24 protein-coding genes are annotated in these 22103 nt (G+C 70.3%); 3 read left to right on the top strand and 21 right to left on the bottom strand.

Going from position 1 to position 22103, the window contains the following annotated elements:
- Nucleotides 1–19: 19 nt before the first annotated feature.
- The 14 genes from hisG to AB0B45_RS34425 form a co-directional block, all read right to left on the bottom strand.
- Nucleotides 20–865 carry an ATP phosphoribosyltransferase gene (gene hisG, locus AB0B45_RS34490; RefSeq protein ID WP_358139156.1) on the bottom strand — a complete coding sequence of 282 codons (846 nt, stop codon included), beginning with the start codon at nt 863–865 and terminating at the stop codon, nt 20–22.
- A gap of 14 nt (nt 866–879) precedes the next feature.
- Nucleotides 880–1143, bottom strand: coding sequence for a phosphoribosyl-ATP diphosphatase (locus AB0B45_RS34485; RefSeq protein ID WP_358139153.1), 264 nt, complete (start codon nt 1141–1143; stop codon nt 880–882).
- Nucleotides 1144–1191: 48 nt separating this feature from the next.
- Nucleotides 1192–2295 carry a mannose-6-phosphate isomerase, class I gene (gene manA / locus AB0B45_RS34480; RefSeq protein WP_358139150.1) on the bottom strand — a complete coding sequence of 368 codons (1104 nt, stop codon included), beginning with the start codon at nt 2293–2295 and terminating at the stop codon, nt 1192–1194.
- 137 nt (nt 2296–2432) lie between these two features.
- Nucleotides 2433–4313, bottom strand: a complete 1881-nt coding sequence (locus AB0B45_RS34475; protein WP_358139147.1) for a DEAD/DEAH box helicase — start codon at nt 4311–4313, stop codon at nt 2433–2435.
- A gap of 310 nt (nt 4314–4623) precedes the next feature.
- Entirely contained in the window at nt 4624–4986 is a 363-nt protein-coding gene (locus AB0B45_RS34470) for a metal-sulfur cluster assembly factor (RefSeq protein ID WP_358139145.1), read from the bottom strand.
- A complete protein-coding gene (gene sufU, locus AB0B45_RS34465) occupies nt 4987–5421 on the bottom strand; it encodes a Fe-S cluster assembly sulfur transfer protein SufU (protein WP_358139143.1) in 435 nt (144 codons plus the stop codon).
- A 1-nt stretch (nt 5422) separates the two neighbouring features.
- Nucleotides 5423–6676 carry a cysteine desulfurase gene (locus AB0B45_RS34460; protein ID WP_358139140.1) on the bottom strand — a complete coding sequence of 418 codons (1254 nt, stop codon included), beginning with the start codon at nt 6674–6676 and terminating at the stop codon, nt 5423–5425.
- Nucleotides 6677–6766: 90 nt separating this feature from the next.
- A complete protein-coding gene (gene sufC / locus AB0B45_RS34455; RefSeq protein ID WP_358139138.1) occupies nt 6767–7513 on the bottom strand; it encodes a Fe-S cluster assembly ATPase SufC in 747 nt (248 codons plus the stop codon).
- A gap of 2 nt (nt 7514–7515) precedes the next feature.
- Nucleotides 7516–7833 carry a non-heme iron oxygenase ferredoxin subunit gene (locus AB0B45_RS34450; RefSeq protein WP_358139135.1) on the bottom strand — a complete coding sequence of 106 codons (318 nt, stop codon included), beginning with the start codon at nt 7831–7833 and terminating at the stop codon, nt 7516–7518.
- A complete protein-coding gene (gene sufD, locus AB0B45_RS34445; protein ID WP_358139132.1) occupies nt 7830–8954 on the bottom strand; it encodes a Fe-S cluster assembly protein SufD in 1125 nt (374 codons plus the stop codon). The genes AB0B45_RS34450 and sufD overlap by 4 nt, the downstream gene beginning before the upstream one ends.
- Complete coding sequence (sufB, locus tag AB0B45_RS34440) at nt 8954–10366, bottom strand: Fe-S cluster assembly protein SufB (RefSeq protein WP_358139129.1); 1413 nt, start codon at nt 10364–10366, stop codon at nt 8954–8956. The genes sufD and sufB overlap by 1 nt, the downstream gene beginning before the upstream one ends.
- Complete coding sequence (locus AB0B45_RS34435; RefSeq protein WP_358139126.1) at nt 10363–11055, bottom strand: metalloregulator ArsR/SmtB family transcription factor; 693 nt, start codon at nt 11053–11055, stop codon at nt 10363–10365. Before AB0B45_RS34435 ends, sufB begins: the two co-directional genes overlap by 4 nt.
- A 75-nt stretch (nt 11056–11130) precedes the next feature.
- A complete protein-coding gene (locus tag AB0B45_RS34430; protein ID WP_358139123.1) occupies nt 11131–12351 on the bottom strand; it encodes a multidrug effflux MFS transporter in 1221 nt (406 codons plus the stop codon).
- 95 nt (nt 12352–12446) lie between these two features.
- Nucleotides 12447–13223, bottom strand: coding sequence for a VOC family protein (locus tag AB0B45_RS34425; protein ID WP_358139121.1), 777 nt, complete (start codon nt 13221–13223; stop codon nt 12447–12449).
- Between the two features lie 148 nt (nt 13224–13371).
- On the opposite strand from AB0B45_RS34425, the gene AB0B45_RS34420 reads away from it, so the two are divergent.
- From AB0B45_RS34420 to AB0B45_RS34410, 3 genes are all read left to right on the top strand, one after another.
- The gene (locus tag AB0B45_RS34420; protein WP_358139118.1) at nt 13372–14280 is read left to right on the top strand and encodes an ABC transporter ATP-binding protein; all 909 of its coding nucleotides are present in this window, start codon (nt 13372–13374) and stop codon (nt 14278–14280) included.
- Nucleotides 14277–15044, top strand: coding sequence for an ABC transporter permease (locus AB0B45_RS34415; protein WP_358139115.1), 768 nt, complete (start codon nt 14277–14279; stop codon nt 15042–15044). Before AB0B45_RS34420 ends, AB0B45_RS34415 begins: the two co-directional genes overlap by 4 nt.
- 78 nt (nt 15045–15122) lie before the next feature.
- On the top strand, nt 15123–16043 hold the full coding sequence (locus tag AB0B45_RS34410; protein WP_358139112.1) for an EamA family transporter: 921 nt from the start codon (nt 15123–15125) through the stop codon (nt 16041–16043).
- Between the two features lie 58 nt (nt 16044–16101).
- On the opposite strand, the gene AB0B45_RS34405 is transcribed toward AB0B45_RS34410, so the two are convergent.
- From AB0B45_RS34405 to AB0B45_RS34375, 7 genes are all read right to left on the bottom strand, one after another.
- Entirely contained in the window at nt 16102–16767 is a 666-nt protein-coding gene (locus AB0B45_RS34405; protein ID WP_358139110.1) for a GntR family transcriptional regulator, read from the bottom strand.
- Nucleotides 16768–16791: 24 nt separating this feature from the next.
- Nucleotides 16792–17733, bottom strand: coding sequence for an ornithine cyclodeaminase family protein (locus tag AB0B45_RS34400; protein ID WP_358139107.1), 942 nt, complete (start codon nt 17731–17733; stop codon nt 16792–16794).
- 79 nt (nt 17734–17812) lie between these two features.
- Nucleotides 17813–18775 carry a proline racemase family protein gene (locus AB0B45_RS34395; RefSeq protein WP_358139104.1) on the bottom strand — a complete coding sequence of 321 codons (963 nt, stop codon included), beginning with the start codon at nt 18773–18775 and terminating at the stop codon, nt 17813–17815.
- A complete protein-coding gene (locus AB0B45_RS34390; protein ID WP_358139102.1) occupies nt 18772–19479 on the bottom strand; it encodes an ABC transporter ATP-binding protein in 708 nt (235 codons plus the stop codon). The genes AB0B45_RS34395 and AB0B45_RS34390 overlap by 4 nt, the downstream gene beginning before the upstream one ends.
- The gene (locus AB0B45_RS34385; protein WP_358139099.1) at nt 19472–20239 is read right to left on the bottom strand and encodes an ABC transporter ATP-binding protein; all 768 of its coding nucleotides are present in this window, start codon (nt 20237–20239) and stop codon (nt 19472–19474) included. Before AB0B45_RS34385 ends, AB0B45_RS34390 begins: the two co-directional genes overlap by 8 nt.
- A complete protein-coding gene (locus AB0B45_RS34380) occupies nt 20236–21213 on the bottom strand; it encodes a branched-chain amino acid ABC transporter permease (protein ID WP_358139097.1) in 978 nt (325 codons plus the stop codon). The genes AB0B45_RS34385 and AB0B45_RS34380 overlap by 4 nt, the downstream gene beginning before the upstream one ends.
- Nucleotides 21210–22103 (bottom strand): branched-chain amino acid ABC transporter permease, encoded by an 894-nt coding sequence (locus tag AB0B45_RS34375; protein ID WP_358139094.1) that lies wholly within the window; start codon nt 22101–22103, stop codon nt 21210–21212. The genes AB0B45_RS34380 and AB0B45_RS34375 overlap by 4 nt, the downstream gene beginning before the upstream one ends.

The raw sequence follows: 22103 nt of genomic DNA, 5'->3' as shown, positions 1-22103 counted from the left end.
CGGCGGTGTGCGCGGGCGGCTAGATCCTGCAGGCGTAGATGTCGGTGACCAGGATGGCGCGCGCGCCGATCTCCCAGAGCTGGTCCATCACCTGCTGGTGGCCCTTGCGGGGCACCATCGTGCGGACGGCGACCCAGCCCTCGCGGTGCAGCGGCGAGATGGTGGGACCCTCCATGCCAGGAGTGATCGCGCTGGCCTGCTCGATCTGCTCGGCGCGGATGTCGTAGTCCATCATCACGTAGTCGCGGGCGTGGATGACGCCCTGCAGGCGGCGCACGAGCTGCTGCATCCCCTGCGTCTCCGCGGAGCCCTCGTGCCTGATCAGCACGGCCTCCGAGCGCATGATCGGCTCGCCGAACACCTCGAGGCCGACGTTGCGCAGCGTGGTGCCGGTCTCGACCACGTCGGCCACGGCGTCGGCGACGCCCAGGCGGATGGCGGTCTCGACCGCGCCGTCGAGCTTGATGACGCGGGCGTCGACCCCGCTCTCGGACAGGTACTTCTCCAGCAGCCCCGCGTAGGAGGTGGCGATGCGCAGACCGTTGAGGTCCTGCACGGTGGACATGGTGCCCGACTTGGTGGCCAGGCGGAAGGTGGAGCCGCCGAAGCCGAGCGGCAGCACCTCCTCCACCGGCGCGCCCGAGTCGTACAGCATGTCGCGGCCGGTGATCCCGGCGTCGAGCGTGCCCTCGCCGACGTAGACGGCGATGTCGCGCGGACGCAGGAAGAACAGCTCGCAGGAGTTGTCGGCGTCGACGACGACGAGCTCCTTGCTGTCCTTCCTGGTGCGGTATCCGGCTTCCTTCAGCATGGTGGCGGCGGCCTCGTTGAGGGCGCCCTTGTTGGGTACGGCCAGCCGTAGCATCGTGGACGAACCTTTCAGAGGTACTTGTAGACCTGGTCAAGCCCGATGCCGCGGGCGATCATGAGGCACTGCACGTGGTAGAGCAGCTGCGAGATCTCCTCGGCGGCGCGGTCGTCGGATTCGTGCTCGGCGGCCATCCAGCTCTCGGCTGCCTCCTCGACGACCTTCTTGCCGATGGCATGGACGCCGGCGTCCAGCGCGGCCACGGTGCCCGAGCCCGCGGGCCGGGTGCGCGCCTTCTCGGACAGCTCGGCGAACAGCTCATCGAAGGTCTTCATGATCTCTCTCGTCGCTCGGTTGACATGCAGCTACCAGCCTATCGGCCCTCAGACCTCGGCAGCGGGAACGTCCGCCACCCGAGATGGCTGCGCCCAGTAGACGATGCCGGGGCCGCGCACCTCGAAGGCGCCCTGCGAGCCCGGCACGAACGCCGACTCGCCCGCCCGCAGCACCTGCCCGTCGACGGCGACCTCGCCCTCGACGCAGACGAACACGCGCGGCACGCCGCCTTCCAGCCTGTCGTCGGGCGCCTGCGCGCGGCCGAGCGCGAACTCGGGGACGGGCACGGTGTAGAGCCCGTCCGCAAGCTCGACCCGCAGCGGCTGGGCGGCGAAGTCGGTGATCCGCAGCAGCTCGTCCACGTCGATCGGCTTGGGGGTCAGCCCCGCGCGCAGGACGTTGTCGGAGCCGCCCATGATCTCCACGCCGAAGCCGCTCAGGTAGCAGTGGAGCACCCCCGCGCCGAGGAACAGCGCCTCTCCCGGCATCAGGTCGTGCCTGTTCATCAGCAGCGGCGCCAGGACGGCCGGGTCGTCGGGGTACTGCTCGGCCAGGCGGAGCACGAGGTCGTGGCCGAGCCGCCCGGCCGCCGCCACGACGGCCTCGACCAGCGCCTTGCGCTCCGGCCACTCCAGCAGCAGCCGCAGCGCGCCCGCGGGCTCGCCCGCGTCCAGCAGGTCGACGACCGGCCGCAGCTCCGACACCTCGAGCGCCTCCAGCAGCCGCGCCGCCTCGCCGGGCGCGCGGAAGCCCGCCAGGCCGCTGAACGGCGTCAGCGCGCAGACCAGCTCGGGCTTGGGGTAGGCGTCGACGTAGGCGCCGCGCGCGTGACCCGCCTCGGCCTGCTCGGCCGAGGGGTGCACCTGCAGCGACAGCACCCTGTCGACCGCGATCAGCTTCAGCAGGTACGGCAGCCGCGCGCCGAACCTGGCCACCGTCTCGCCGCCCAGCTCGCCCTCGGGGTCGGCGGCGATCGCCCGGTCGAGGGTGACGCCTCGCCCGGCGAGCAGGGAGGGGCCCGAGGGGTGGGCGCCGAGCCACATCTCCGCCTCGGGCTCCGGCGAGGGCGAGGGACGCCCCGTCAGCGTGGCGATGGCGGTGCGGGAACCCCAGTCGTAGTGCTTGACGGGGTTGGAAAGCAGCTCAGTCACGAGATCTCCGATTGCGCCAGTATGCGGCCTCGACGAGACTATCGCGCCGGTGTGAACACGAGCCGAACCTCCGGAAACGGCGCTGCCCGCCGTACCTCGCCGGAAGGCGGGGCAGGGCGGGCAGCGACGAGGATGGGTCAGCGGCCGAAGCGACGGCCCGAGTTGCCACGGTCGGAGCGGTAGCCGCCGTTGCCGCGGTCGTCGGAGCGGAAGCCGCCGCGCGGCCCCCTGTCGTCGCGGTTGGCCGAGAACGGGCGACCCCTGGAGTCGCCGCGGTCGTCGGAGCGGTAGCCGGCCGCGGGGCGGGCGCCGCGGTCGCTGGAGAAGGGGCCGCGGTCGCTGGAGAAGGGACGGCCGCGGTCGTCGGAGCGGTAGCCGCCGCCCTGACGGGGAGCCCGGTCGTCACGGTAGCCGCCGGAGCGGGGCGCGCGGTCGTCGGAGCCGAAGCCACCCGAGCGGGGCGCACGGTCGTCGGACCTGAAGCCGCCGCGCTCGTCCGAGCGCTGGCCGCCCTGACCCCTGTCTCGGTAGGACGGCCTGCCCTCGCCGAACGTGCGCGGCTCGGCCGAGCCGCCGTCGTTCTGGCGCGGACGGCGGTCGCCGTCGAAGGAGCGGTGCGGGCGGCGCTCGCCACCGAAGTCGCCTCGGGGGCCGCGCTCGCCGTCGGCGTCGCGCTGCGGACGCCGGTCCTCGCCGTCGTGACGGCGGGGACGACGGTCGTCGCCGAAGTCACGACGACGGCCACGGCGCTCACCGCCGTGACCCGCGCCCTCGCGGCGCGGACGCAGCGGCTTGCGAACGTCGGGCTCCCACACGGGGATGGACTCGCCGCTGGGGGCGCGGGCGCCCGTCACCTCGGCGATGCGGTCGTTGCCCGGCACGGCCTTCAGCCTGAACGGGTGGATGCCGGCGCGGCGGGTCAGCGCGTCGGTGGAGCGGCGCTCGTTCGGCAGGACGAGGGTCACCACGGTGCCCTTCTCGCCGGCGCGCGCGGTGCGGCCGCCCCTGTGCAGGTAGCTCTTGTGGTCCTGCGGCGGGTCGACGTGGAGCACCAGGCTGATGCCGTCGACGTGGATGCCGCGGGCCGCGACGTCGGTGCAGACCAGGACGTCGACCTGGCCCTCCTTGAACTCCGCCAGGATGCGCGTGCGCTGGTTCTGGCGCTTGCCGCCGTGCAGGCCGCCGGCCTTGACGCCGACGCGGGCCAGCTGCTTGCACAGCCGGTCGACTCCGTGCTGGGTGCGGACGAAGATGATCGTGCGACCCTCACGGTTGGCGATCTCGGCGGTGACGTCGAACTTGTCGTCGCGCGTCACCTGGATCACGTGGTGCTCCATGGTGTCGACCGGGGAGGTCGCGGGAGCGATGGAGTGCGTGATCGGGTCCTTGAGGAAGCGCCGCACCAGCTTGTCGACGTCGCCGTCGAGCGTGGCCGAGAACAGCAGCCGCTGGCCGTCGGCGGGCGTCTGCGCGAGCAGCTCCGACACGACGGGGAAGAAGCCGAGGTCGCACATGTGGTCGGCCTCGTCGAGGACGCTGACCTCGATGGAGTCGAGCGAGCACTCGCCCTGGCGCATCAGGTCGCCCAGGCGGCCAGGCGTCGCGATGATGACGTCGACGCCCCTGCGCAGGGCCTCGACCTGCTTGCCCATGGACATGCCGCCGACGACGACCTTCATGCGCAGGCCGAGGCCGCGGCCGAGGGGCTCGAGGGCGTCGTGCACCTGCAGCGCGAGCTCGCGGGTGGGGACGAGGATCATCGCGCGGGGGCGCTTGGGGGTGGGCTTGACGCCCGCGATGCGCGCCATCGTGGGCAGGCCGAAGGCGAGGGTCTTGCCGGAGCCCGTCTGGCCCCGGCCGAGAACGTCATGGCCGGCCAGCACGTCGGGGATCGTGGCGGTCTGGATGGGGAACGGGCTGTCGATGCCCTGCCTTGACAGACCGGTGATGAGCGGCTTGGGCAGGCCAAGCAGCTCGAACTCCGGAACGCCCTGCTCCTCGATGGAGGTTTCGGGCATGGCAGCGTCGAGCATGGTCACGAAGTCGTGCCTTTCAGTCAGAGTGGGCGCGTCACTTCTGCGAAAGGACGAGCCGTGTACAGGGCGTCTCTTACGCCCTCGGGGTGGGGACTGGGCCACTAGCTTCGGCCCGTCTACGCGCACCCAATGAGCCGGCCGCAGGCGGCGTTCACGCACAATGGTGCGTCAGGTGCACGTGTTGCCAACACGCGGGAGAATGGGGATATTCCCGCGCGGGGCCCGGACCTTCCGGAACCCTGGCATGCTGAAACGGCTGGCGCTGCAAATCGCCAGCCGTGCAGCGAAAAGTTCAGACGTTGAATCCTAGCATACGCAGCTGGTCACGTCCGTCATCGGTGATCTTGTCGGGGCCCCACGGCGGCAGCCACACCCAGTTGATCTTCACATCGGAGACCATGCCCTCGAGAGCCGAGTGGGCCTGGTCCTCGATGACGTCGGTCAGCGGGCAGGCCGCGCTGGTCAGCGTCATGTCGATGGTGGCCACGGGCTGGCCACCGTCGACGGGGTCGAGGTTGAGGCCGTAGACGAGCCCCAGGTCGACGACGTTGATCCCGAGTTCGGGGTCGACGACGTCCCTGAGCGCCTCCATGACCTCCTCGACGGTCGCCTCACCGTCGAACGCCGTCGTAGGCGTCTCCACGGGCTTGCTCATCTATGCGCTCCTCACAACAGCGTCCTTGTAGGCCATCCAGGACAGCAGCGCGCACTTGACGCGCGCGGGGAACTTGGCCACGCCCGCGAAGGCGACCGCGTCGCCGAGGACGTCCTCGTCGGCCTCCACCTGGCCCCTGCCCTGCATCAGCCTGGTGAACTCGTCCACGACCGAGAGCGAGGCCTCGACCGTCGAGCCGGTGGCCAGCTCGTGCAGCACGGAGGCCGCGGCCTGGCTGATGGAGCAGCCCTGCCCGTCGTAGGAGACGTCCTCGATCTTGCCGCCGTCGCCGACCCTGACCCTGAGCGTGATCTCGTCGCCGCACGTCGGGTTCACGTGGTGGACCTCGGCGTCGTACGGCTCACGCAGCCCCCGCCCCTGCGGGTGCTTGTAGTGCTCCAGGATCAGCTCCTGGTACATCGACTCGGCGATCATCTCAGGCGAACACCTTCTGCACGTGGTGGAGACCCCTGACCAGGGCGTCTATCTCGCTCGTGGTGTTGTACAGGTAGAACGACGCCCGCGTGGTCGCGGGTATTCCGAACCTCAGATGGAGCGGCCGCGCGCAGTGGTGTCCGACCCGTACGGCGACACCGAACCGGTCATCGAGGATCTGCCCAACATCGTGCGGGTGTATGCCCTCCAGCGTGAAGGACACCGTCGCGCCCCTGCCATCGGTCGAGGTAGGGCCGATGACCCGCAGTGTGGGCACCTCGGCGAGCGCCTCCAGCGCGTAGGCCGTCAGCTCGCGCTCGTGCGCCTCGATGGCCGCCATGCCGACGCCTTCGAGGTAGTCGACCGCCGCGCCGAGCCCGATGGCCTCGACGATCGGCGGCGTGCCCGCCTCGAACTTGTGCGGGATGGGCGCGTAGGTCGAGTGGTCCATCCAGACCGCCTCGATCATCTCGCCCCCGCCGAGGAACGGCGGCATGGCCTCGAGCAGCTCCGCGCGCCCCCACAGGACGCCGATGCCGGAAGGACCGAGCATCTTGTGGCCGGTGAAGGCCACGAAGTCGACGTCGAGCCCGGCCACGTCGACCGGGTGGTGCGGCACCGACTGGGAGGAGTCGAGCATCACCAGCGCGCCCACCTCGTGGGCGCGGCGCGCGATCTCGGCGACCGGGTTGACGGTGCCGAGCACGTTCGACTGGTGGGCGACGGAAACGATCTTCGTGCGCTCGGTGATGACGCCGTCGGCCAGGTCGATCCTGCCGTCGTCGGTCACGCCGAACCACTTGAGCGTCGCGCCCGTGCGCTGCACCAGCATCTGCCAAGGCACGATGTTGGAGTGGTGCTCCATCTCGGAGATGACGATCTCGTCACCGGGGCCGAGGGCGAAGCGGGGGTCGGTGTTGGTGCGGTTGCCGAAGGAGTAGGCCACCAGGTTGAGCGCCTCGGAGGCGTTCTTGGTGAACACGATCTCGTCACGGCTGGGCGCCTTCACGAATGCGGCGACCTTGTCGCGCGCCGCCTCGTACGCCTCGGTCGACTCGGTGCCGAGCGCGTGGTGGGCCCGCCCCACGTTGCTGTAGTGCATCGCGAAGTGGTCGCGCATGGTCTCGATGACCTGCGTCGGCTTCTGCGAGGAGTTGCCCGAGTCGAGGTAGACGAGCGGGCGCCCGCCGGACAGCTCGCGGGAGAGGACAGGGAAATCCTTCCTGACCCTCTCCACGTCGAACACTCCGTTCATTGGTCGCTCACCACTCCTCATTCGCTTCGCGGACCCGCTCGTTCCTCGCGGCTCCACTCCGCTCACTGCGTCGGGTTCGCTCCGGGTTCATTACGCCGACACCTTCGTGTACTGCTCGTAGCCCTCGGCTTCGAGCTTCTCGGCGAGCTCGGGCCCACCCTCCTCGACGATCTTGCCGGCGGCGAAGACGTGCACGAAGTCAGGCTTCACGTAGCGCAGGATGCGGGTGTAGTGGGTGATGAGCAGCACGCCGGTCTCGCCGGAGGCGCGGAAGCGGTTGATGCCCTCGGACACCACGCGCAGGGCGTCGACGTCGAGGCCGGAGTCGGTCTCGTCGAGGACGGCGATCTTCGGCTTGAGCAGCTCCAGCTGGAGGATCTCGTGGCGCTTCTTCTCACCGCCGGAGAAGCCCTCGTTGACGTTGCGGGTGGCGAAGGCGGGGTCGATGGCCAGGGAGTCCATGCCGGACTTCAGGTCCTTGCTGAACTCACGCAGCTTCGGCGCCTCGCCGCGCACGGCGGTGACGGCCGAACGGAGGAAGTTGGACACGCTGACGCCTGGCACCTCGACCGGGTACTGCATGGCGAGGAACAGGCCGGCGCGGGCGCGCTCGTCGACCGACAGCTCCAGCAGGTCGACGCCGTCGAGCAGGACCTGACCGCCGGTGATCGTGTACTTGGGGTGACCGGCGATCGCGTAGGCGAGGGTGGACTTGCCCGAGCCGTTCGGACCCATGATGGCGTGGGTCTCGCCCGCCTTCACGGTCAGGTTGACCCCGCGCAGGATCTCCTTGTCGGCGACGGAGACCTGCAGATCACGAATCTCAAGGGTGGACACTGTTATGACTCCTTCGAGAGCGAGACGAGGACGTCGTCGCCGTCGATCTTCACTCGGTAAACGTTCACGGGCTTGGTGGCGGGCGGGCCTGTGGGCTTGCCCGAGCGCACATCGAAGCACGAGCCGTGCAGCCAGCACTCGAGGGTCCCGTCGTAGACCTCACCCTCGCTGAGCTTCACCTCGGCGTGCGAACACACGTCGTGCAGGGCGAAGACCTCCTCGCCCTTGCGGACCAGCGCCACGGGGGTGTCGTCCACCTCGACGCCGACGACACCTCCGTCAGGGATGTCGCTGATCCTGCAGACCTTCTTGAATGTCACTTCTCGAGCTCCGCCTCGACCTTGGCCAGTACGCGCTCGCGCAGCTCGGGAAGGGCGATCTTCTCCACCAGCTGGCCCAGGAAGCCCCTGATGACCAGCCTGCGGGCCTGGTCGTAGGGGATGCCGCGAGCCTGGAGGTAGAAGATGTGCTCGTCGTCCAGGCGGCCGGAGGCGGAGGCGTGACCCGCGCCCGCGACCTCGCCGGTGAGGATCTCGAGGTTGGGCACCGAGTCGGCGCGGGCGCCGTCGGTCAGGATCAGGTTGCGGTTGAGCTCGTAGGTGTCGGTGCCCTCGGCCTCGACCCTGATGATCACGTCGCCGATCCAGACGGCGTGCGCGTCCTCGCCCTGCAGCGCGCCGCGGTAGTCGACGTTGCTCTTGCAGTTGGGCTGCGAGTGGTCGACCAGCAGGCGGTGCTCCAGGTGCTGACCGGTGTCGACGAAGTAGATGCCGGACAGGTCGGCGTCGCCGCCCGGCCCTGTGTAGGCGACGCTGGGCGACAGCCGTACGAGGTCGCCGCCCAGGGTGACCACGAAGCCGCGGAAGGTGGCGTCCTTGGCGAGCTGGGCGTGGTGGTGGGAGACGTGGACGGCGTCGTCGGCCCAGTCCTGCAGGCTGATGACCTTGAGGGTGGCGCCGTCGCCCACGACGAACTCGACGTTGTCGGCGTAGACCGCGCTGCCCTGATGGTCGATGACGACGACGGCCTCGGCCATCGGCTCGACCCTGACCACGATGTGGCCGTAGGCGGCGCCTTCGACGCCGCCGCCGCGCACCTCGATCTGGATCGGCTCGGCCGGGACGGCCTCCTTCGGCACGGTGACGACCAGAGCCTTCTCGAAGGAGCTGTAGGCCTGCGCGCTCACCCTGTCGACGGGGGCGTAGGCCTTGCCGACCCTCGCGTCGTCGCGGCCGACCCACTCGGCGGTCACGCCCGCTGGCGTGAACGCCTGGGTGACGACCTGCCCGGTCACCTCCGCGGTGCCGTTGTGCAGGCCCTTCAGGCGCGAGAGGGGCGTGAAGCGCCACTGCTCCTCGCGCCCGGTCGGCACCGCGAAGTCGGCCAGGTCGTAGGACGACTTCTCGTGCAGGGTCGACAGGGGCTTCTCGTTCAGGCCCATCAGCCGACGGCTCCTTCCATCTGCAGCTCGATCAGGCGGTTCAGCTCGAGGGCGTACTCCATGGGGAGCTCGCGCGCGATCGGCTCGACGAAGCCGCGCACGATCATCGCCATCGCCTCGTCCTCGTCGAGCCCGCGGCTCATGAGGTAGAACAGCTGGTCCTCGCTGACCTTGGAGACCGTGGCCTCGTGACCCATCGAGACGTCGTCCTCGCGGACGTCGACGTAGGGGTAGGTGTCGGAGCGGCTGATCTGGTCGACGAGGAGCGCGTCGCACTTGACGGTCGAGGCGGAGCCGTGGGCGCCCTCCTCGATCTGGACGAGCCCGCGGTAGGAGGTGCGGCCGCCGCCGCGCGCCACCGACTTGGAGATCACGGTCGAGGAGGTGTTGGGCGCCAGGTGGACCATCTTGGAGCCCGCGTCCTGATGCTGGCCCTCGCCGGCGAAGGCGACGCTCAGCGTCTCACCCTTGGCGTGCTCGCCCATCAGGTAGACGGCCGGGTACTTCATCGTGACCTTGGAGCCGATGTTGCCGTCGATCCACTCCATGGTCGCGCCCTCGTACGCCACGGCGCGCTTGGTGACCAGGTTGTAGACGTTGTTCGACCAGTTCTGGATGGTCGTGTAACGGCAGCGGGCGTTCTTCTTCACGATGATCTCGACGACCGCGGAGTGCAGCGAGTCGCTGGAGTAGATCGGCGCGGTGCAGCCCTCGACGTAGTGGACGTAGCTGTTCTCGTCCACGATGATCAGGGTCCGCTCGAACTGGCCCATGTTCTCGGTGTTGATCCGGAAGTAGGCCTGCAGCGGGATCTCGACCTCGACGTTCGGCGGCACGTAGATGAACGAGCCACCCGACCACACGGAGGTGTTGAGCGCGGCGAACTTGTTGTCGCCCACGGGGATGACCGAGCCGAAGTACTCCTTGAAGAGCTCCTCGTGCTCCTTCAGGCCCGTGTCGGTGTCGACGAAGATGACGCCCTTCTCCTCGAGGTCCTCACGGATCTTGTGGTAGACGACCTCGGACTCGTACTGGGCGGCGACACCGGCGATGAGGCGCTGCTTCTCCGCCTCGGGGATGCCGAGCTTGTCGTAGGTGTTCTTGATGTCGGCGGGCAGCTCGTCCCAGGAAGCGGCCTGCTTCTCGGTGGAGCGCACGAAGTACTTGATGTTGTCGAAGTCGATGCCGGTGAGGTCGGAGCCCCAGGTGGGCAGCGGCTTCTTCCCGAACAGCCGGAGGCCCTTCAGGCGAAGGTCGAGCATCCACTCCGGCTCGTTCTTGAGCGCGGAGATGTTGCGGACGACCTCTTCGGACAGGCCGCGCTTGGCCACGGCGCCCGCGGCGTCAGAGTCGGACCAGCCGAACTTGTAATTCCCGAGGCCTTCCAGCTCCGGGCGGTCGGTGACAGTCACCTTCCGGTCTCCTTGCTCTCTCTTATGCGAACGGGACTGACGTGTGTGGTGCAGACCCCGTCACCGTGTGCGATGGTGGCCAGGCGTTGCACGGGGGTGCCGAGCAGCTGCGCGAACGCCTCTGTCTCGGCCTCACACAGCTGCGGGAACTCCGCTGCCGCGTGCGCCACCGGGCAGTGATGCTGGCAGAGCTGGTCGCCGCCCGACTTGGCCTTGGTGGCCGAGGCGGCGTAACCGTCCGCCGACAGCGCCTGGGCCAGCACCTCGACGCGCTGGTCTACCGGCACTGTCCGCATGACCGGCTCAAGCCGCTGTAGCAGGCCCTTGACCTGCGAGCGGGCGAACTCGGTCACCGCTTCCTCACCCATGCGCTCGGCCAGGAAGCGTAGCGCGCTCCCCGCGAGATCGTCATAGGCGTGCTCGAAAGCACTGCGCCCCGCATCGGTGATGGCGAACAGCTTGGCCGGTCGCCCGCGTCCGCGCTGTCCGCGCGGCCGTGTCGTGCGGGGCTCGATCATCCCGTCGGCGAGCAGCGCGTCAAGGTGGCGGCGGACGGCTGCGGGGGTGAGCCCGAGCCGCTCTCCGAGCGCCGCGGCCGCGACGGGACCGTGCTCCAGGATAAGCCTCGCCACACGGGCGCGGGTGCTGCGCTCGTGTCCTGGCTCAATCGAAGGGTGCACGTTTTTCACAACATCAGTGTGCCGTAATTCCTTCCCTCATCTCAAACGAATGAGAATGCAATTTCTCACGCAGGCAAGGCTTACCTAAGCGAAGACACGTCCTCGTCCCAGAATCGCGAACACCAGGAAGGACGCGACGATGAGCGCCAGCATGACGACGGCCATCGGCACCGCCGTGCCGGATCCGGCCAGGCCCACGAGCGGCGCGGCGACGGCGCCGAACGCGAACTGCAGGACGCCGAGCAGCGCGGAGGCGCTTCCCGCCACCTGCTGCGGCTGGCCCGCCAGCGCCAGAGCGCCGGTGCCCGGCAGGACCAGTCCCGCGCCGCACATGATGACGAACAGCGCGGCCACCACGCCGGTCAGGCCGAGGTCCATGGTCGCGGCGACGACCAGCAGCACGCCGCCCGCGAGGCTGAGGAACAGGCCGCCCAGCACCAGGCGGGCGGGCGAGACGCGGCCCGAGAGCCTGCCGCCGACCTGGGCCATGACCGTCAGGCCGAGGGCGTTGAGCGCGAAGACGAGCGAGAACTGCTGCGGCGAGGCGCCGTAGACCTCCTGCAGCACGAAGGGGGAGCCGGAGATGTAGGCGAACATGCCGGCGAAGGCCAGCCCCGCGGCCAGCGAGCAGGCCATGAACGAGCGGTCGCCGAGCAGCCGCCAGAAGGTGGCGGCGGTGTTCCTGAGGCCGCCGCCCTCCCGCTTGTCCGCCGGGAGCGTCTCCCTGACCCCGGGAAGGACGGCCAGCAGCAGCACCACGCCTGCCAGGCTGAGCGCGACGAAGATGCCGCGCCAGGAGGTGAAGGACAGCAGCTGGGCGCCCGCGATGGGCGCGAGGATCGGCGCGAGGCCGCTGACCAGCATGAGGGTGGCGAAGATGCGGGCGATGGCGGCGCCTTCGTAGAGGTCGCGGACCACCGCGCGGACGATGACCAGCGCGGCGCCGCCCATGACGCCCTGCACCAGGCGCAGCACGACGAGCGCGGCCACGGAGGGCGCGAAGGCGCACAGCAGCGACGCCAGCATGTAGCCGGCGACGCCGGCGATGAGGGGGATCCTGCGCCCTCTGACGTCGCTCAGCGGGCCGGCGAGGACCTGGCCGAGGCTGACGCCGATGAGACAGGCGGTCAGCGTGAGCTGGACCTGCGCGGGCGCCGAGGACATCTCGGAGGTGATGGCGGGCAGCGCGGGCAGGTACATGTCGATCGAGAGCGGGCCGATCGCCGACAGCGCTCCCAGGATCAGCAGCAAGAGTCCGCGGCGGTTCCCCCTGGCGACGACAGGTGTGGCTTCTGCCACGGACATGCGTGAACCCCTCTCCCTCGTAGGCCGTGGCCCACGAGGGCCGAGGGATCAAACCAGTATCCGGTCCGCCGAATTCCCAGATTTTTGTCTAAATTTCACGCGTTCTCGTTGAGCTGGATGAGCGAGAGCACGGCGCCCTGCGGGTCCATGATCATCCCGAACCGGCCGGGAGGGGCGTCCATGGAGTCGACGAGCACCGTGGCGCCCAGCGACCTGGCCTTGGCGATGGTGGCGTCGAGGTCGGACACGGCGAAGTAGGTCGTCCAGTGGGAGGGGGTGCCCTCCGGGTAGTTGGGCGACATCTCGATCATGCCCGCGATGCTCTTGTCGCCGGCCAGCCACTCGGTGTAGGTCATGCCGTCCATCTGCTGGGCCCTGGGGGTCCAGGGGAAGACGGTGCCGTAGAAGCTCGTGGCTGTCTGAGGGTCCTTGGTGACCAGCTCGTTCCAGCAGAACGCGCCCGGCTCGTTGACCAGCTCGGCGCCGGTGTGGTTGCCGGCCTGCCAGACCGAGACGAAGGAGCCGTCCGAGGCCTGGAAGACGGCCATCGTGCCCTCGTCGAAGACCTGCATGGGCTCGACGACGACGGTGCCGCCCGCGTTCTTGGCGCGGTCGGCCACGGTGGCGGCGTCGTCCGTCGCGACGTAGACGTTCCAGACGGGAGGCATCCCCTCCCCCATGATCGGGCCGACGCCGGCGACCTTCTTGCCGTTGTAGACGAACTGCCCATAGCCTCCCGCCGCCGGGTCGTCGACCATCTCGGCCGTCCAGCCGAGGATCTCACCGTAGAAGCGGACCGCCGCCTGGACGTCGGGCGTCGAAAGGTCGACCCAGCACGGGACGCCCGGCTCGTAACCACTGCGAACCGACATTGCACTACCTCCTGTCGGTTCACACCCAACCACGTGACGAAGGTCACAGCCCTTCAGTTGGCTGGCTTTTTAGTTATTTGTCGCCTGTGAGTGTCGTCGGCGCCGCCTGCCGCGCTGACCGCGCGTAGGGGTCCCTACACTCGTGGCCATGAGCTCCCCTGCCGTCGAGGTCATCGATCTGGTCAAACGCTACGGCGGCACCACCGCCGTCGACGGGCTGACCCTTGCCGCCGAGCGCGGCGCGGTCACCGCGATCCTGGGACCCAACGGCGCGGGCAAGACCTCCACCATCGAGATCTGCGAGGGTTTCCGCGACGCCGACGGCGGCACCGTGCGGGTGCTGGGCCGCGCGCCGTCCGACCCCTCACTGCGGGCCAGGGTGGGCGTGATGCCGCAGGCGGGGGGCGTGCCGCCGGCGATGCGGTGCGGCGAGTGGCTGAGGCTGATGTCCCGCTTCCACGCCTGTCCGCTCGACCCCCAGGCCCTCCTGGTACGGCTGGGCCTGGCCGAGCACGCGCGCACGCCGTACAGGAGGATGTCGGGAGGCCAGCAGCAGCGGCTCTCGCTGGCCGGGGCCGTGATCGGCAGGCCCGAGCTGGTCTTCCTCGACGAGCCGACCGCGGGCCTCGACCCCCAGGCCAGGCGGGCCTGCTGGGAGCTGGTCGCGGACCTTCGGGCGGCGGGGGTGGCGGTCGTGCTGACCACCCACTACATGGACGAGGCCGAGCGGCTGGCCGACCGGGTGGTGATCATCGACAGGGGCAGGGTCGTGGCGGAGGGGACGCCCGCCTCGCTCACCGGCGCCGAGCGGCAGCTGCGCTTCCGCGCCAGACCGGGGCTGACGCTCGAGGAGCTGCTGAGCGCGCTGCCGGCGGGTTCGGCGGCCAAGGAGTCGCCGTCCGGCCACTACATCATCGAGGGGCACGTCGGGCCCGAGCTGCTGGCCACGGTGACATCGTGGTGCGCGGCCGAGGGCGTCATGGCCGACGACCTGTCCATCGAGCGCAGGACGCTGGAGGACGTCTTCCTCGAGCTGACAGGCAGGGAGCTGCGATGACCGCCCTCGACTTCACCCCCGCACCGGGGGCCGCGGCCTTCCACAGGATGGTGCTCGCGCAGGCGGGCGCCGAGGCCAGGGCGATCCTGCGCAACGGCGAGCAGCTGCTGCTCACACTGATCATTCCGGTGCTGCTGCTGGTCGGCTTCTCGCTGGCGCCGCTGGTCGACATCGGCGGGGGCTCGCGCGTCGGCTTCCTGGCTCCCGGCGTGCTCGCGCTCGCGGTCATGTCGACGGCCTTCACCGGGCAGGCGATCGCGACGGGCTTCGAGCGCCGCTACGGCGTGCTGAAGCGGCTCGGCGCCACCCCGCTGTCGCGGGCGGGGTTGCTGCTGGCCAAGACCGCGGCCGTCGTCGCGGTGGAGCTGCTGCAGGCCGTGGTCATCGTGGTGGTGGCGCTGCTGCTCGGCTGGCGGCCGCACGGCTCGCTCGCCGCGGGCGTGCTGCTGGTGCTGCTCGGCACGGCCGCCTTCAGCGGGCTGGGGCTGCTGATGGCCGGCCTGCTGCGTGCCGAGGCGACGCTGGCCGGGGCCAACCTGGTCTACCTCGTGCTGCTTGGCTGCGGCGGCGTGGTGTTCCCGCTGAGCGCCTTCCCCGACGCGGTGGAGCCCGTGCTGGGGCTGCTGCCCATCTCGGCGCTGACCGGCGGCCTGCGGTCGGTGCTGACCGACGGCGCGGCGCTGCCGTTGGGCGCGGTGGCGGTGCTGGTGGTGTGGGCGGCGCTCACGCTGGGGCTGGCGTCGAGGACGTTCCGCTGGGAGTAGGCCTCCCGCCTCCAGGAGTTGTCGTAGCCGCCGAGTAGGCTCGTGGCCTGCTGTTCGCCTTCTCCCCGAGGAGTCCTGTTGACCGCCTTCGCCCTCGACGGGCCCGCCGGCCGTCTCAAGTCGGCCCTGCCGCGCACCGGCGGCCTGCTGCGCACGGCCGCCGACTCGATGCCGCCCTCAGGGCTGGTCATGCTGGGGATCGTCTCGGTGCAACTGGGCGCGGGCTTCGCCAAGGAGCTGTTCGCGGCGTTGCCGCCGTCGGCGGTGGTGTTCCTGCGCATCGTGACGGGCGCGCTGATCCTGGGCGCGGTCTCGCGGCCCAGGCTCAAGGGGCTGTCATGGCGCGACTGGGCGGTGGGCCTCGGCTTCGGCGTCACGCTCGCGGTGATGAACCTGTCGTTCTACGAGGCGCTGGCCAGGCTGCCGATCGGCATCGCGGTCGCGATCGAGTTCCTCGGGCCGCTCGGAGTGGCGATCGCGGCCTCGCGCCGCCGCCTCGACCTGCTGTGGGCGGTGCTGGCGGCGGCGGGCATCGCGCTCATCGCGCCGTGGAACGAGTCGGCCTCGGTCAGCTGGCTCGGCATCGGCTTCGCGCTGGTGGCGGGGGCCTGCTGGGCGGCCTACATCCTGCTGTCGGCCGCCGCGGGCAGCCGCTTCCCCGGCACCACCGGGCTGTCGTTCGCGATGATCGTCTCGGCCGTGGTCGTCGCGCCCGTGGGCGTGACGACGGGCGGGGCCGACCTCCTGCAGCCCTCGCTGATCCTCATCGGGCTCGGCGTGGGCCTGCTGTCGTCGGTGATCCCCTACTCGCTCGAGCTGCAGGCGCTGCGGCGGATGCCCACGCACGTCTTTGGCATCCTGATGAGCCTGGAGCCCGCCGTGGCGGCGATCATCGGGGTCGTGCTGCTGGGCGAGATCCTGCACGTGCAGCAGTGGGCGGCCATCATCTGCATCGTCGCCGCCAGCCTGGGCGCCACCCGGGCCGGCGGCAAGGCCTGACGGCGGCGCGGCGCGGTGACCCACCGCGCCGCCGCGCCCACTGAGCGGTCCTGCCGGGCTATTCCGCCCAGATGTCGCGGACGTGGTGGATGTGCTCGCCCATGATGCGCTCGGCGGCCTCCCTGTCGCCCGCCTTGAGCGCGTCGAGCAGGGCCAGGTGCTCGCGCGCGGAGTCGGGCAGCATGCCGCGCTCCGACAGCCGTGACAGGCCGTACAGTCTGGCTCTGTTGCGCAGGTCGCGCACCACCTCCACCAGGTGCGCGTTGCCCGACAACGCCAGCAGCTCGACGTGGAAGCGCAGGTCGGCGTCGATGTAGGCGAGCAGGTCCGCGCGCTCCGCGGCGTCGACGATCCGCTGGGCGACGGGCCTGAGCCGCTCGAACTCCTCGGCCCTGGAGGCGTCGGCCAGTCGTGCGATCGTGGGCACCTCGATCAGCTGGCGGATCTCGGTCAGCTCGTCGAGGTCGCGGTCGGACAGCTCGGTCACCCTGAAGCCCTTGTTGCGCACCGCCTCGACCAGGCCCTCCTTGGCCAGGTCGAGCATGGCCTCGCGGACCGGCGTGGCCGAGACCCCGAACTGGGCGGCGAGCACGGGCGCGGAGTAGACCACGCCCGGACGCATCTCACCGGTGACGAGCGCGGCGCGCAGCGCGTGCGCGACCTGTTCGCGCAGGCTCTGCCGCTCGCCCACCACCGGAAGGTCGAGCCTCTCCTCCGCAGCCATCCCGGCTTCCCTACTTTCGTCCGTTCACTGGGCCCACGCCTCGTACGCGGCCGCCGCGACCACCAGGTCCTCCCACGCCATGCCGACGCTCTTGAAGACCCGCGGACCCTCGCCCACGGTGACGCGACCGGTGACCAGGTCGGCCAGGTTGCCGGCGAGATGACCACTGGTGATCGTACCGCCGCGCAAGGGAAGGACCACATCTCCAGCCTCGGACAACGCCGCCGTCCTCGCCTCGACGACCAGGGTGGCGCGGGCGACGAGATCGTCGTCGATCTCTCTGGCGTCGGGCTCGTGTGAACCCACGGCGGCCACGGTGACGTTGTTGCCGGTGAGCTTACCGGGGAACAGGGGCTTCCTGGAGGTCGTACAGCAGGCGATCAGGTCGGCCTCCTCGATCGGGACCAGCGCGCCCGGCGGCGGCGCACCCACGGCGGCCGAGGCGGCGAGCCCGAGTTCGGCGCAGCGGAGGGCGAGAGCGGCGGCCCTGTCGTGGTCGCGGCCGACGACCGTGACCTTCTCCACGGGGCGCACCTCGCGCAGCGCCAGCACGTGGCCCCACGCCTGCGGCCCCGTCCCGTACACCAGCAGGCTGGAAGCCTCTGGCGGGGCGAGGTGCTTGACCGCGAGGGCGGAGACGGCGGGCGTGCGCAGGGCGGTGAGGGCAAGGCCGTCCATGGCCGCGAGCGGCGCCATGGTGTCGCCGTCGAACAGCAGGTAGGTGCCCTGGATACGGGGCAGCCCGCGCCCCGGGTTGCCCGGCGCGACGGTCACCACCTTGACGCCCGCGTACCGCCCGGCCGCGGCGGGCATGAGCAGGAACTCTCCGCCGCCCGCGGGGACAGCCGCGCGGGCGGGCGCGGTCTCGGGGTCGAACCCCGCTACCAGCGCCTCCTCCAGAACGGCGACGGCGCGCGTCATCGGCACCAGCCGCTCCAGCTCCTCGATGTACGGCAGGCCGCTCACCGGTCGGCTCCGCCCGTACCGGGGCCGATCGGGACCGGAGGCGCGGACCCGGTCCCGACCGACATGATCGCCAGGCGGCTCATCGCAGCGTGAACCCCGTTCCGATCGGGTCGCGCGGATCGAGTTCGAAGCTGTGCCGCCCGGTACGGTAGGCGATGCCCTCGATCTCCGGAATCACGCCTTCCTGAGTGGATTCGGCGACCCAGGCGCGGAACGACGAGCCCACGATGCTGTCGTGCGTGAGCGTGAACCCTGCGGGCAGTTCCTCGGCCAGCAGCGCCAGCCTGGCCGCGGTGCCCGAGCCGCACGGCGACCTGTCCACCTCTCCGTCGGCGAAGACGGTGACGTTGCGCTGGTGGGCGGGCCCGAGATCGTCGTAGAAGATCACGCCGTAGATGCCCGACAGCCGCTCGTCCGACGGGTGTCTCGCCGCTGGGTGGTCCGCGAGCGCGGCCTTGATCCGCCGCCCGTGGGCGATCAGCTCCGTCAGGTGCTCGGGCGCCACCGAGAGGCCCAGCGAGGAGGCGGGCAGCGAGGCGTAGATGGCTCCGCCGTACGACACGTCGACGTCGGCGCCTTCCACCTGGACCCCGCGCGCGATCACGTAGGACGGGACGTTCCTGAAGGTGACCGAGGTGATCTCGCCGCCCTTCATGGCCACCCTGGCCGTCACCCTGCCGGAGGGCACGTCGATGACGACGTCCGTGGTGCCGTCGGGGTCGGCCTCGACCAGCCCCTCCTGGACGGCGTGCACGCCCAGGGCGATCGTCCCGTGCCCGCAGGCGGTGGAGTAGCCGTCCTTGTGCCAGAACAGCACGCCCAGGTCGGCGCCAGGCGAGTCGGGCGGCACCAGGAAGCAGCCGTACATGTCGGCGTGCCCGCGAGGCTCGTGGCACAGCAGCCGCCGCACCCTGTCGATCTCCTCGCTCTGGAAGGCGGCGGCGCGACGTTCAAGGACGGTCGATCCCTTGATCTCCCCGATCCCGCCGACGACGATCCTGAACGGCTCGCCGCCGGTGTGGTAGTCGATCGTCTGGATCATGCCCCTCCCAGGTAGGCCTCGACCACGCGGGGGTCGGAGCGCAGCGAGTCGGCGGTGCCCGACAGGGTCCCCTGGCCGCTCTCCAGCACGTAACCCCGGTGGGCGATCTTCAGCGCGGCGGAGGCGTTCTGCTCCACCAGCAGCACGGCGGTGCCCGACGCGTTGATGTCGGCGATCAGTTCCATCACCTGGGCGACGACCAGTGGCGCCAGGCCCATCGACGGCTCGTCGAGCAGCAGCAGGCGAGGGCCCGTCACCAGCGCGCGGCCGATGGCGAGCATCTGCTGCTCGCCGCCGGACAGCGTGCCGCCCTGCTGGGCGCGGCGCTCGGCCAGGCGGGGCAGCAGGTCGTACACGCGGTCGATGCGCTTCCTGACCTCGGCCTGGTCGCGCACGAGGTAGCCGCCGAGCAGCAGGTTGTCGTGCACGCTCAGCGTGCTGAAGATCCTGCGGCCCTCGGGGCAGTGGACGAGCCCGCGGCTGGTGATCTTGTGCGCGGCCAGGCCGGTGATGTCCTTGTCCTCGAAGACGACCTTGCCGCCGCTGGGCCGTACCAGGCCCGAGATCGCCGACAGCGTCGTCGTCTTGCCCGCGCCGTTGTTGCCGAGCAGGGCGACGATCTCGCCGGCGCCGAGGGTCAGCGACAGGCCGCGCAGCGCGTGCACGCCGTCGTAGTGGACGTCGAGGTCGCTGATCTCAAGCATGGGCGTCGCTCCCCAGGTAGGCCTCGATGACGGCGGGGTCGCGGCGCACCTCTTCGGGGCGGCCGTCGGCGATCTCCTTGCCGAAGTTGAGTACCACGATGCGTTCGGAGACCTGCATGACCAGCCCCATGTCGTGCTCGATCAGCACGATCGCGATGCCGAGGTCGCGGATGCGCCTGATCAGGTCGAGCATCTCGGCCTTCTCGGCGTGGTTGAGTCCCGCGGCGGGCTCGTCGAGCAGCAGCAGGCGCGGCTTGCGGGCCAGCGCGCGGGCGATCTCCACGCGGCGCTGCTCGCCGTACGGCAGGTTGCGGGCCTCCGAGTAGCGGTCGCCGCGCAGGCCGACGAAGTCGAGCCAGTGGTTGGCCTCGTCGGTGCACTCGCGCTCGGTGCGACGGTAGCGCGGGGTGTGCAGAAGCGCGTCGAAGACGCTCTGCTTCAGCCACAGGTGGCTGCCCGCGCGGACGTTGTCGAGCACCGACAGCTCGCCGAACAGCCGCAGGTTCTGGAAGGTACGGCTGATGCCGGCCCCCGCCACGGCCGAGGGCCGCTTGCCGAGCAGCGACTGACCGTCGAACGTGATCGCGCCGGCCGTGGGCCGGTAGAAGCCGGTCACGCAGTTGAAGGCGGAGGTCTTGCCCGCGCCGTTCGGGCCGATGACCGAGACGATCTCGGCCTCGTTCACCGAGAAGCTGAGCCCGTCGATGGCCACCAGGCCGCCGAAGGTCAGGCGCAGCTCGCTCACCTGGAGGAGTGTCACTTGAGGGCCTCCTTCGAGCGGGCGGGCCACAGGCCCTGCGGCCTGACGAGCATCACGATGATCAGCAGCACGCCGAAGACGAAGTACCGGTAGTCGGCCACGCCGCGCAGCAGCTCGGGCAGCAGGCTGATGACGATCGCGCCGAGGACGACGCCGGGCACCGAGCCCATGCCGCCGAGCACCACGGCCATCAGGACGAGCGCCGACTGCAGGAAGGTGAAGCTGTTGGGCGAGATCGCCGACAGGTGGCCGGCGAACAGCACGCCCGCCAGGCCGCCCCAGACCGCGCCCGCGATGTAGGCGGCCAGCTTGACCCGGTAGGTGTGCACGCCTGTCGCCTCGGCGGCGTCCTCGTCCTCGCGCACGAAGCGCATCGCCCTGCCCAGTCGCGACCTGCCCAGGCGCGAGGCGCCGATCACGGCGATCGCGACGATCACCACGGTGACGTAGTAGAAGGTCACCGGGCTGTCGGTCAGGCTCGGGATGCCGTAGATGCCCGAGGGGCCGCCCGTGACGGGCAGGTTGTTGGCGGTGATGCGGATGATCTCGCCGAAGCCCAGCGTGACGATGGCCAGGTAGTCGCTGCGCAGCCGCAGCGTCGGCGCGCCGATGATGATCCCGGCGATGACCGTGACCACGATGACGGCGGGCACGGTGACCAGCAGCGGCAGGTCGAAGCGGGTCGACAGGACGCCGCTGGTGTAGGCGCCGACGGCGAAGAAGGCCGCGTATCCCAGGTCGAGCAGGCCGGTGTAGCCGACGACGATGTTCAGGCCCGAGGCGAGCATCGCGAAGATCGCCGCGCTGGTCATGATGGACAGCGCGTAGTTGCTGGCGTTGACGAACGGCGCGAGCAGCGCGATCAGCAGGCCCGCCAGGCCGACCCAGCGGTTGTCGAACAGCTTGGACAGCCTGGTCTGCGGGCGCTTGGCGCCGAGCTTGCGAGGGGCTTCGGGGGCTTTGGTCTCGTTCACACCCGCTCCGTCACGCGTTCGCCGAGCAGACCCGTCGGTCTCACGGTCAGGAACAGGATCAGCACGCCGAAGGCGAACACGTCCCGCCACTCGCCGCCGAGCCAGTAGGTGCCGAACGACTCCAGGAGGCCGAGCACGAGGCCGCCGAGCATGGTGCCGGGGATGTTGCCGATGCCGCCGATGACCGCCGCGGTGAAGGCCTTCAGCCCGATGAGGAAGCCCATCAGGAAGTCGATCTTCCCGTAGTAGGCGCCGGCCATCACGCCCGCGGCGCCCGCCAGCGCGGAGCCGAGGAAGAAGGTCCTGGAGATGACGGCGTTGACGTCGATGCCCATCAGCGAGCTGGTGCGCGGGTCGAGGGCGATCGCCCGCATGGCCCTGCCCTCGCGGGTCTTGGTGACCAGGAGGTTGAGGCCGACCATGAGGACGACGGCGACGCCGATGAGCACGAGCTGCTGCAGGGTGAGCCGGGCGCCGAACACCTCGAGTGCGGTGCCGCTGAGCCGTACGGGGTAGACCTTGGGATCTGGGCCGGCGACGATGCGCATGCCGTACTCGATGGCGAAGGACGCGCCGACGGCCGTGATGAGCAGCGACAGGCGGGGCGCGCCGCGCAGCGGGCGGTAGGCCACCCGCTCCAGGACCACGCCCGCCAGGCCGGTGCTCACCATGGTCAGCAGCAGCACGGCCAGCAGCACGGGCAGCGTCATCGCGGTGGAGACCCCGCCCAGCGCGGACAGGACGGCGAAGCCGCTGAACGCGCCGAGCATGTACAGGTCGCCGTGAGCGAAGTTGAGCAGCTTGATGATGCCGTAGACCATGCTGTAGCCCAGCGCCACCAGAGCGTAGAACGAGCCGACGAACAGGCCGTTCCAGACGAGCTGGGTCAT

It is taken from the genome of Nonomuraea sp. NPDC049152 (assembly GCF_040648355.1).
GTDB lineage: Bacteria > Actinomycetota > Actinomycetes > Streptosporangiales > Streptosporangiaceae > Nonomuraea.
The sequence above is the reverse complement of the archived record's forward strand: the minus strand, read 5'-3'. Positions and strand labels throughout refer to the sequence as shown.

Excerpts from the sequence above, each read along its gene's own strand:
- hisG (WP_358139156.1), bottom strand. The coding sequence starts at position 865 with ATGCTACGGCTGGCCGTACCCAACAAGGGCGCCCTCAACGAGGCCGCC.
- AB0B45_RS34485 (WP_358139153.1), bottom strand. The coding sequence starts at position 1,143 with ATGAAGACCTTCGATGAGCTGTTCGCCGAGCTGTCCGAGAAGGCGCGC.
- AB0B45_RS34475 (WP_358139147.1), bottom strand. The coding sequence starts at position 4,313 with ATGCCCGAAACCTCCATCGAGGAGCAGGGCGTTCCGGAGTTCGAGCTG.
- AB0B45_RS34470 (WP_358139145.1), bottom strand. The coding sequence starts at position 4,986 with ATGAGCAAGCCCGTGGAGACGCCTACGACGGCGTTCGACGGTGAGGCG.
- sufU (WP_358139143.1), bottom strand. The coding sequence starts at position 5,421 with ATGATCGCCGAGTCGATGTACCAGGAGCTGATCCTGGAGCACTACAAG.
- AB0B45_RS34460 (WP_358139140.1), bottom strand. The coding sequence starts at position 6,676 with ATGAACGGAGTGTTCGACGTGGAGAGGGTCAGGAAGGATTTCCCTGTC.
- sufD (WP_358139132.1), bottom strand. The coding sequence starts at position 8,954 with ATGGGCCTGAACGAGAAGCCCCTGTCGACCCTGCACGAGAAGTCGTCC.
- AB0B45_RS34430 (WP_358139123.1), bottom strand. The coding sequence starts at position 12,351 with ATGTCCGTGGCAGAAGCCACACCTGTCGTCGCCAGGGGGAACCGCCGC.
- AB0B45_RS34425 (WP_358139121.1), bottom strand. The coding sequence starts at position 13,223 with ATGTCGGTTCGCAGTGGTTACGAGCCGGGCGTCCCGTGCTGGGTCGAC.
- AB0B45_RS34420 (WP_358139118.1), top strand. The coding sequence starts at position 13,372 with ATGAGCTCCCCTGCCGTCGAGGTCATCGATCTGGTCAAACGCTACGGC.
- AB0B45_RS34415 (WP_358139115.1), top strand. The coding sequence starts at position 14,277 with ATGACCGCCCTCGACTTCACCCCCGCACCGGGGGCCGCGGCCTTCCAC.
- AB0B45_RS34405 (WP_358139110.1), bottom strand. The coding sequence starts at position 16,767 with ATGGCTGCGGAGGAGAGGCTCGACCTTCCGGTGGTGGGCGAGCGGCAG.
- AB0B45_RS34395 (WP_358139104.1), bottom strand. The coding sequence starts at position 18,775 with ATGATCCAGACGATCGACTACCACACCGGCGGCGAGCCGTTCAGGATC.
- AB0B45_RS34390 (WP_358139102.1), bottom strand. The coding sequence starts at position 19,479 with ATGCTTGAGATCAGCGACCTCGACGTCCACTACGACGGCGTGCACGCG.
- AB0B45_RS34375 (WP_358139094.1), bottom strand. The coding sequence starts at position 22,103 with ATGACCCAGCTCGTCTGGAACGGCCTGTTCGTCGGCTCGTTCTACGCT.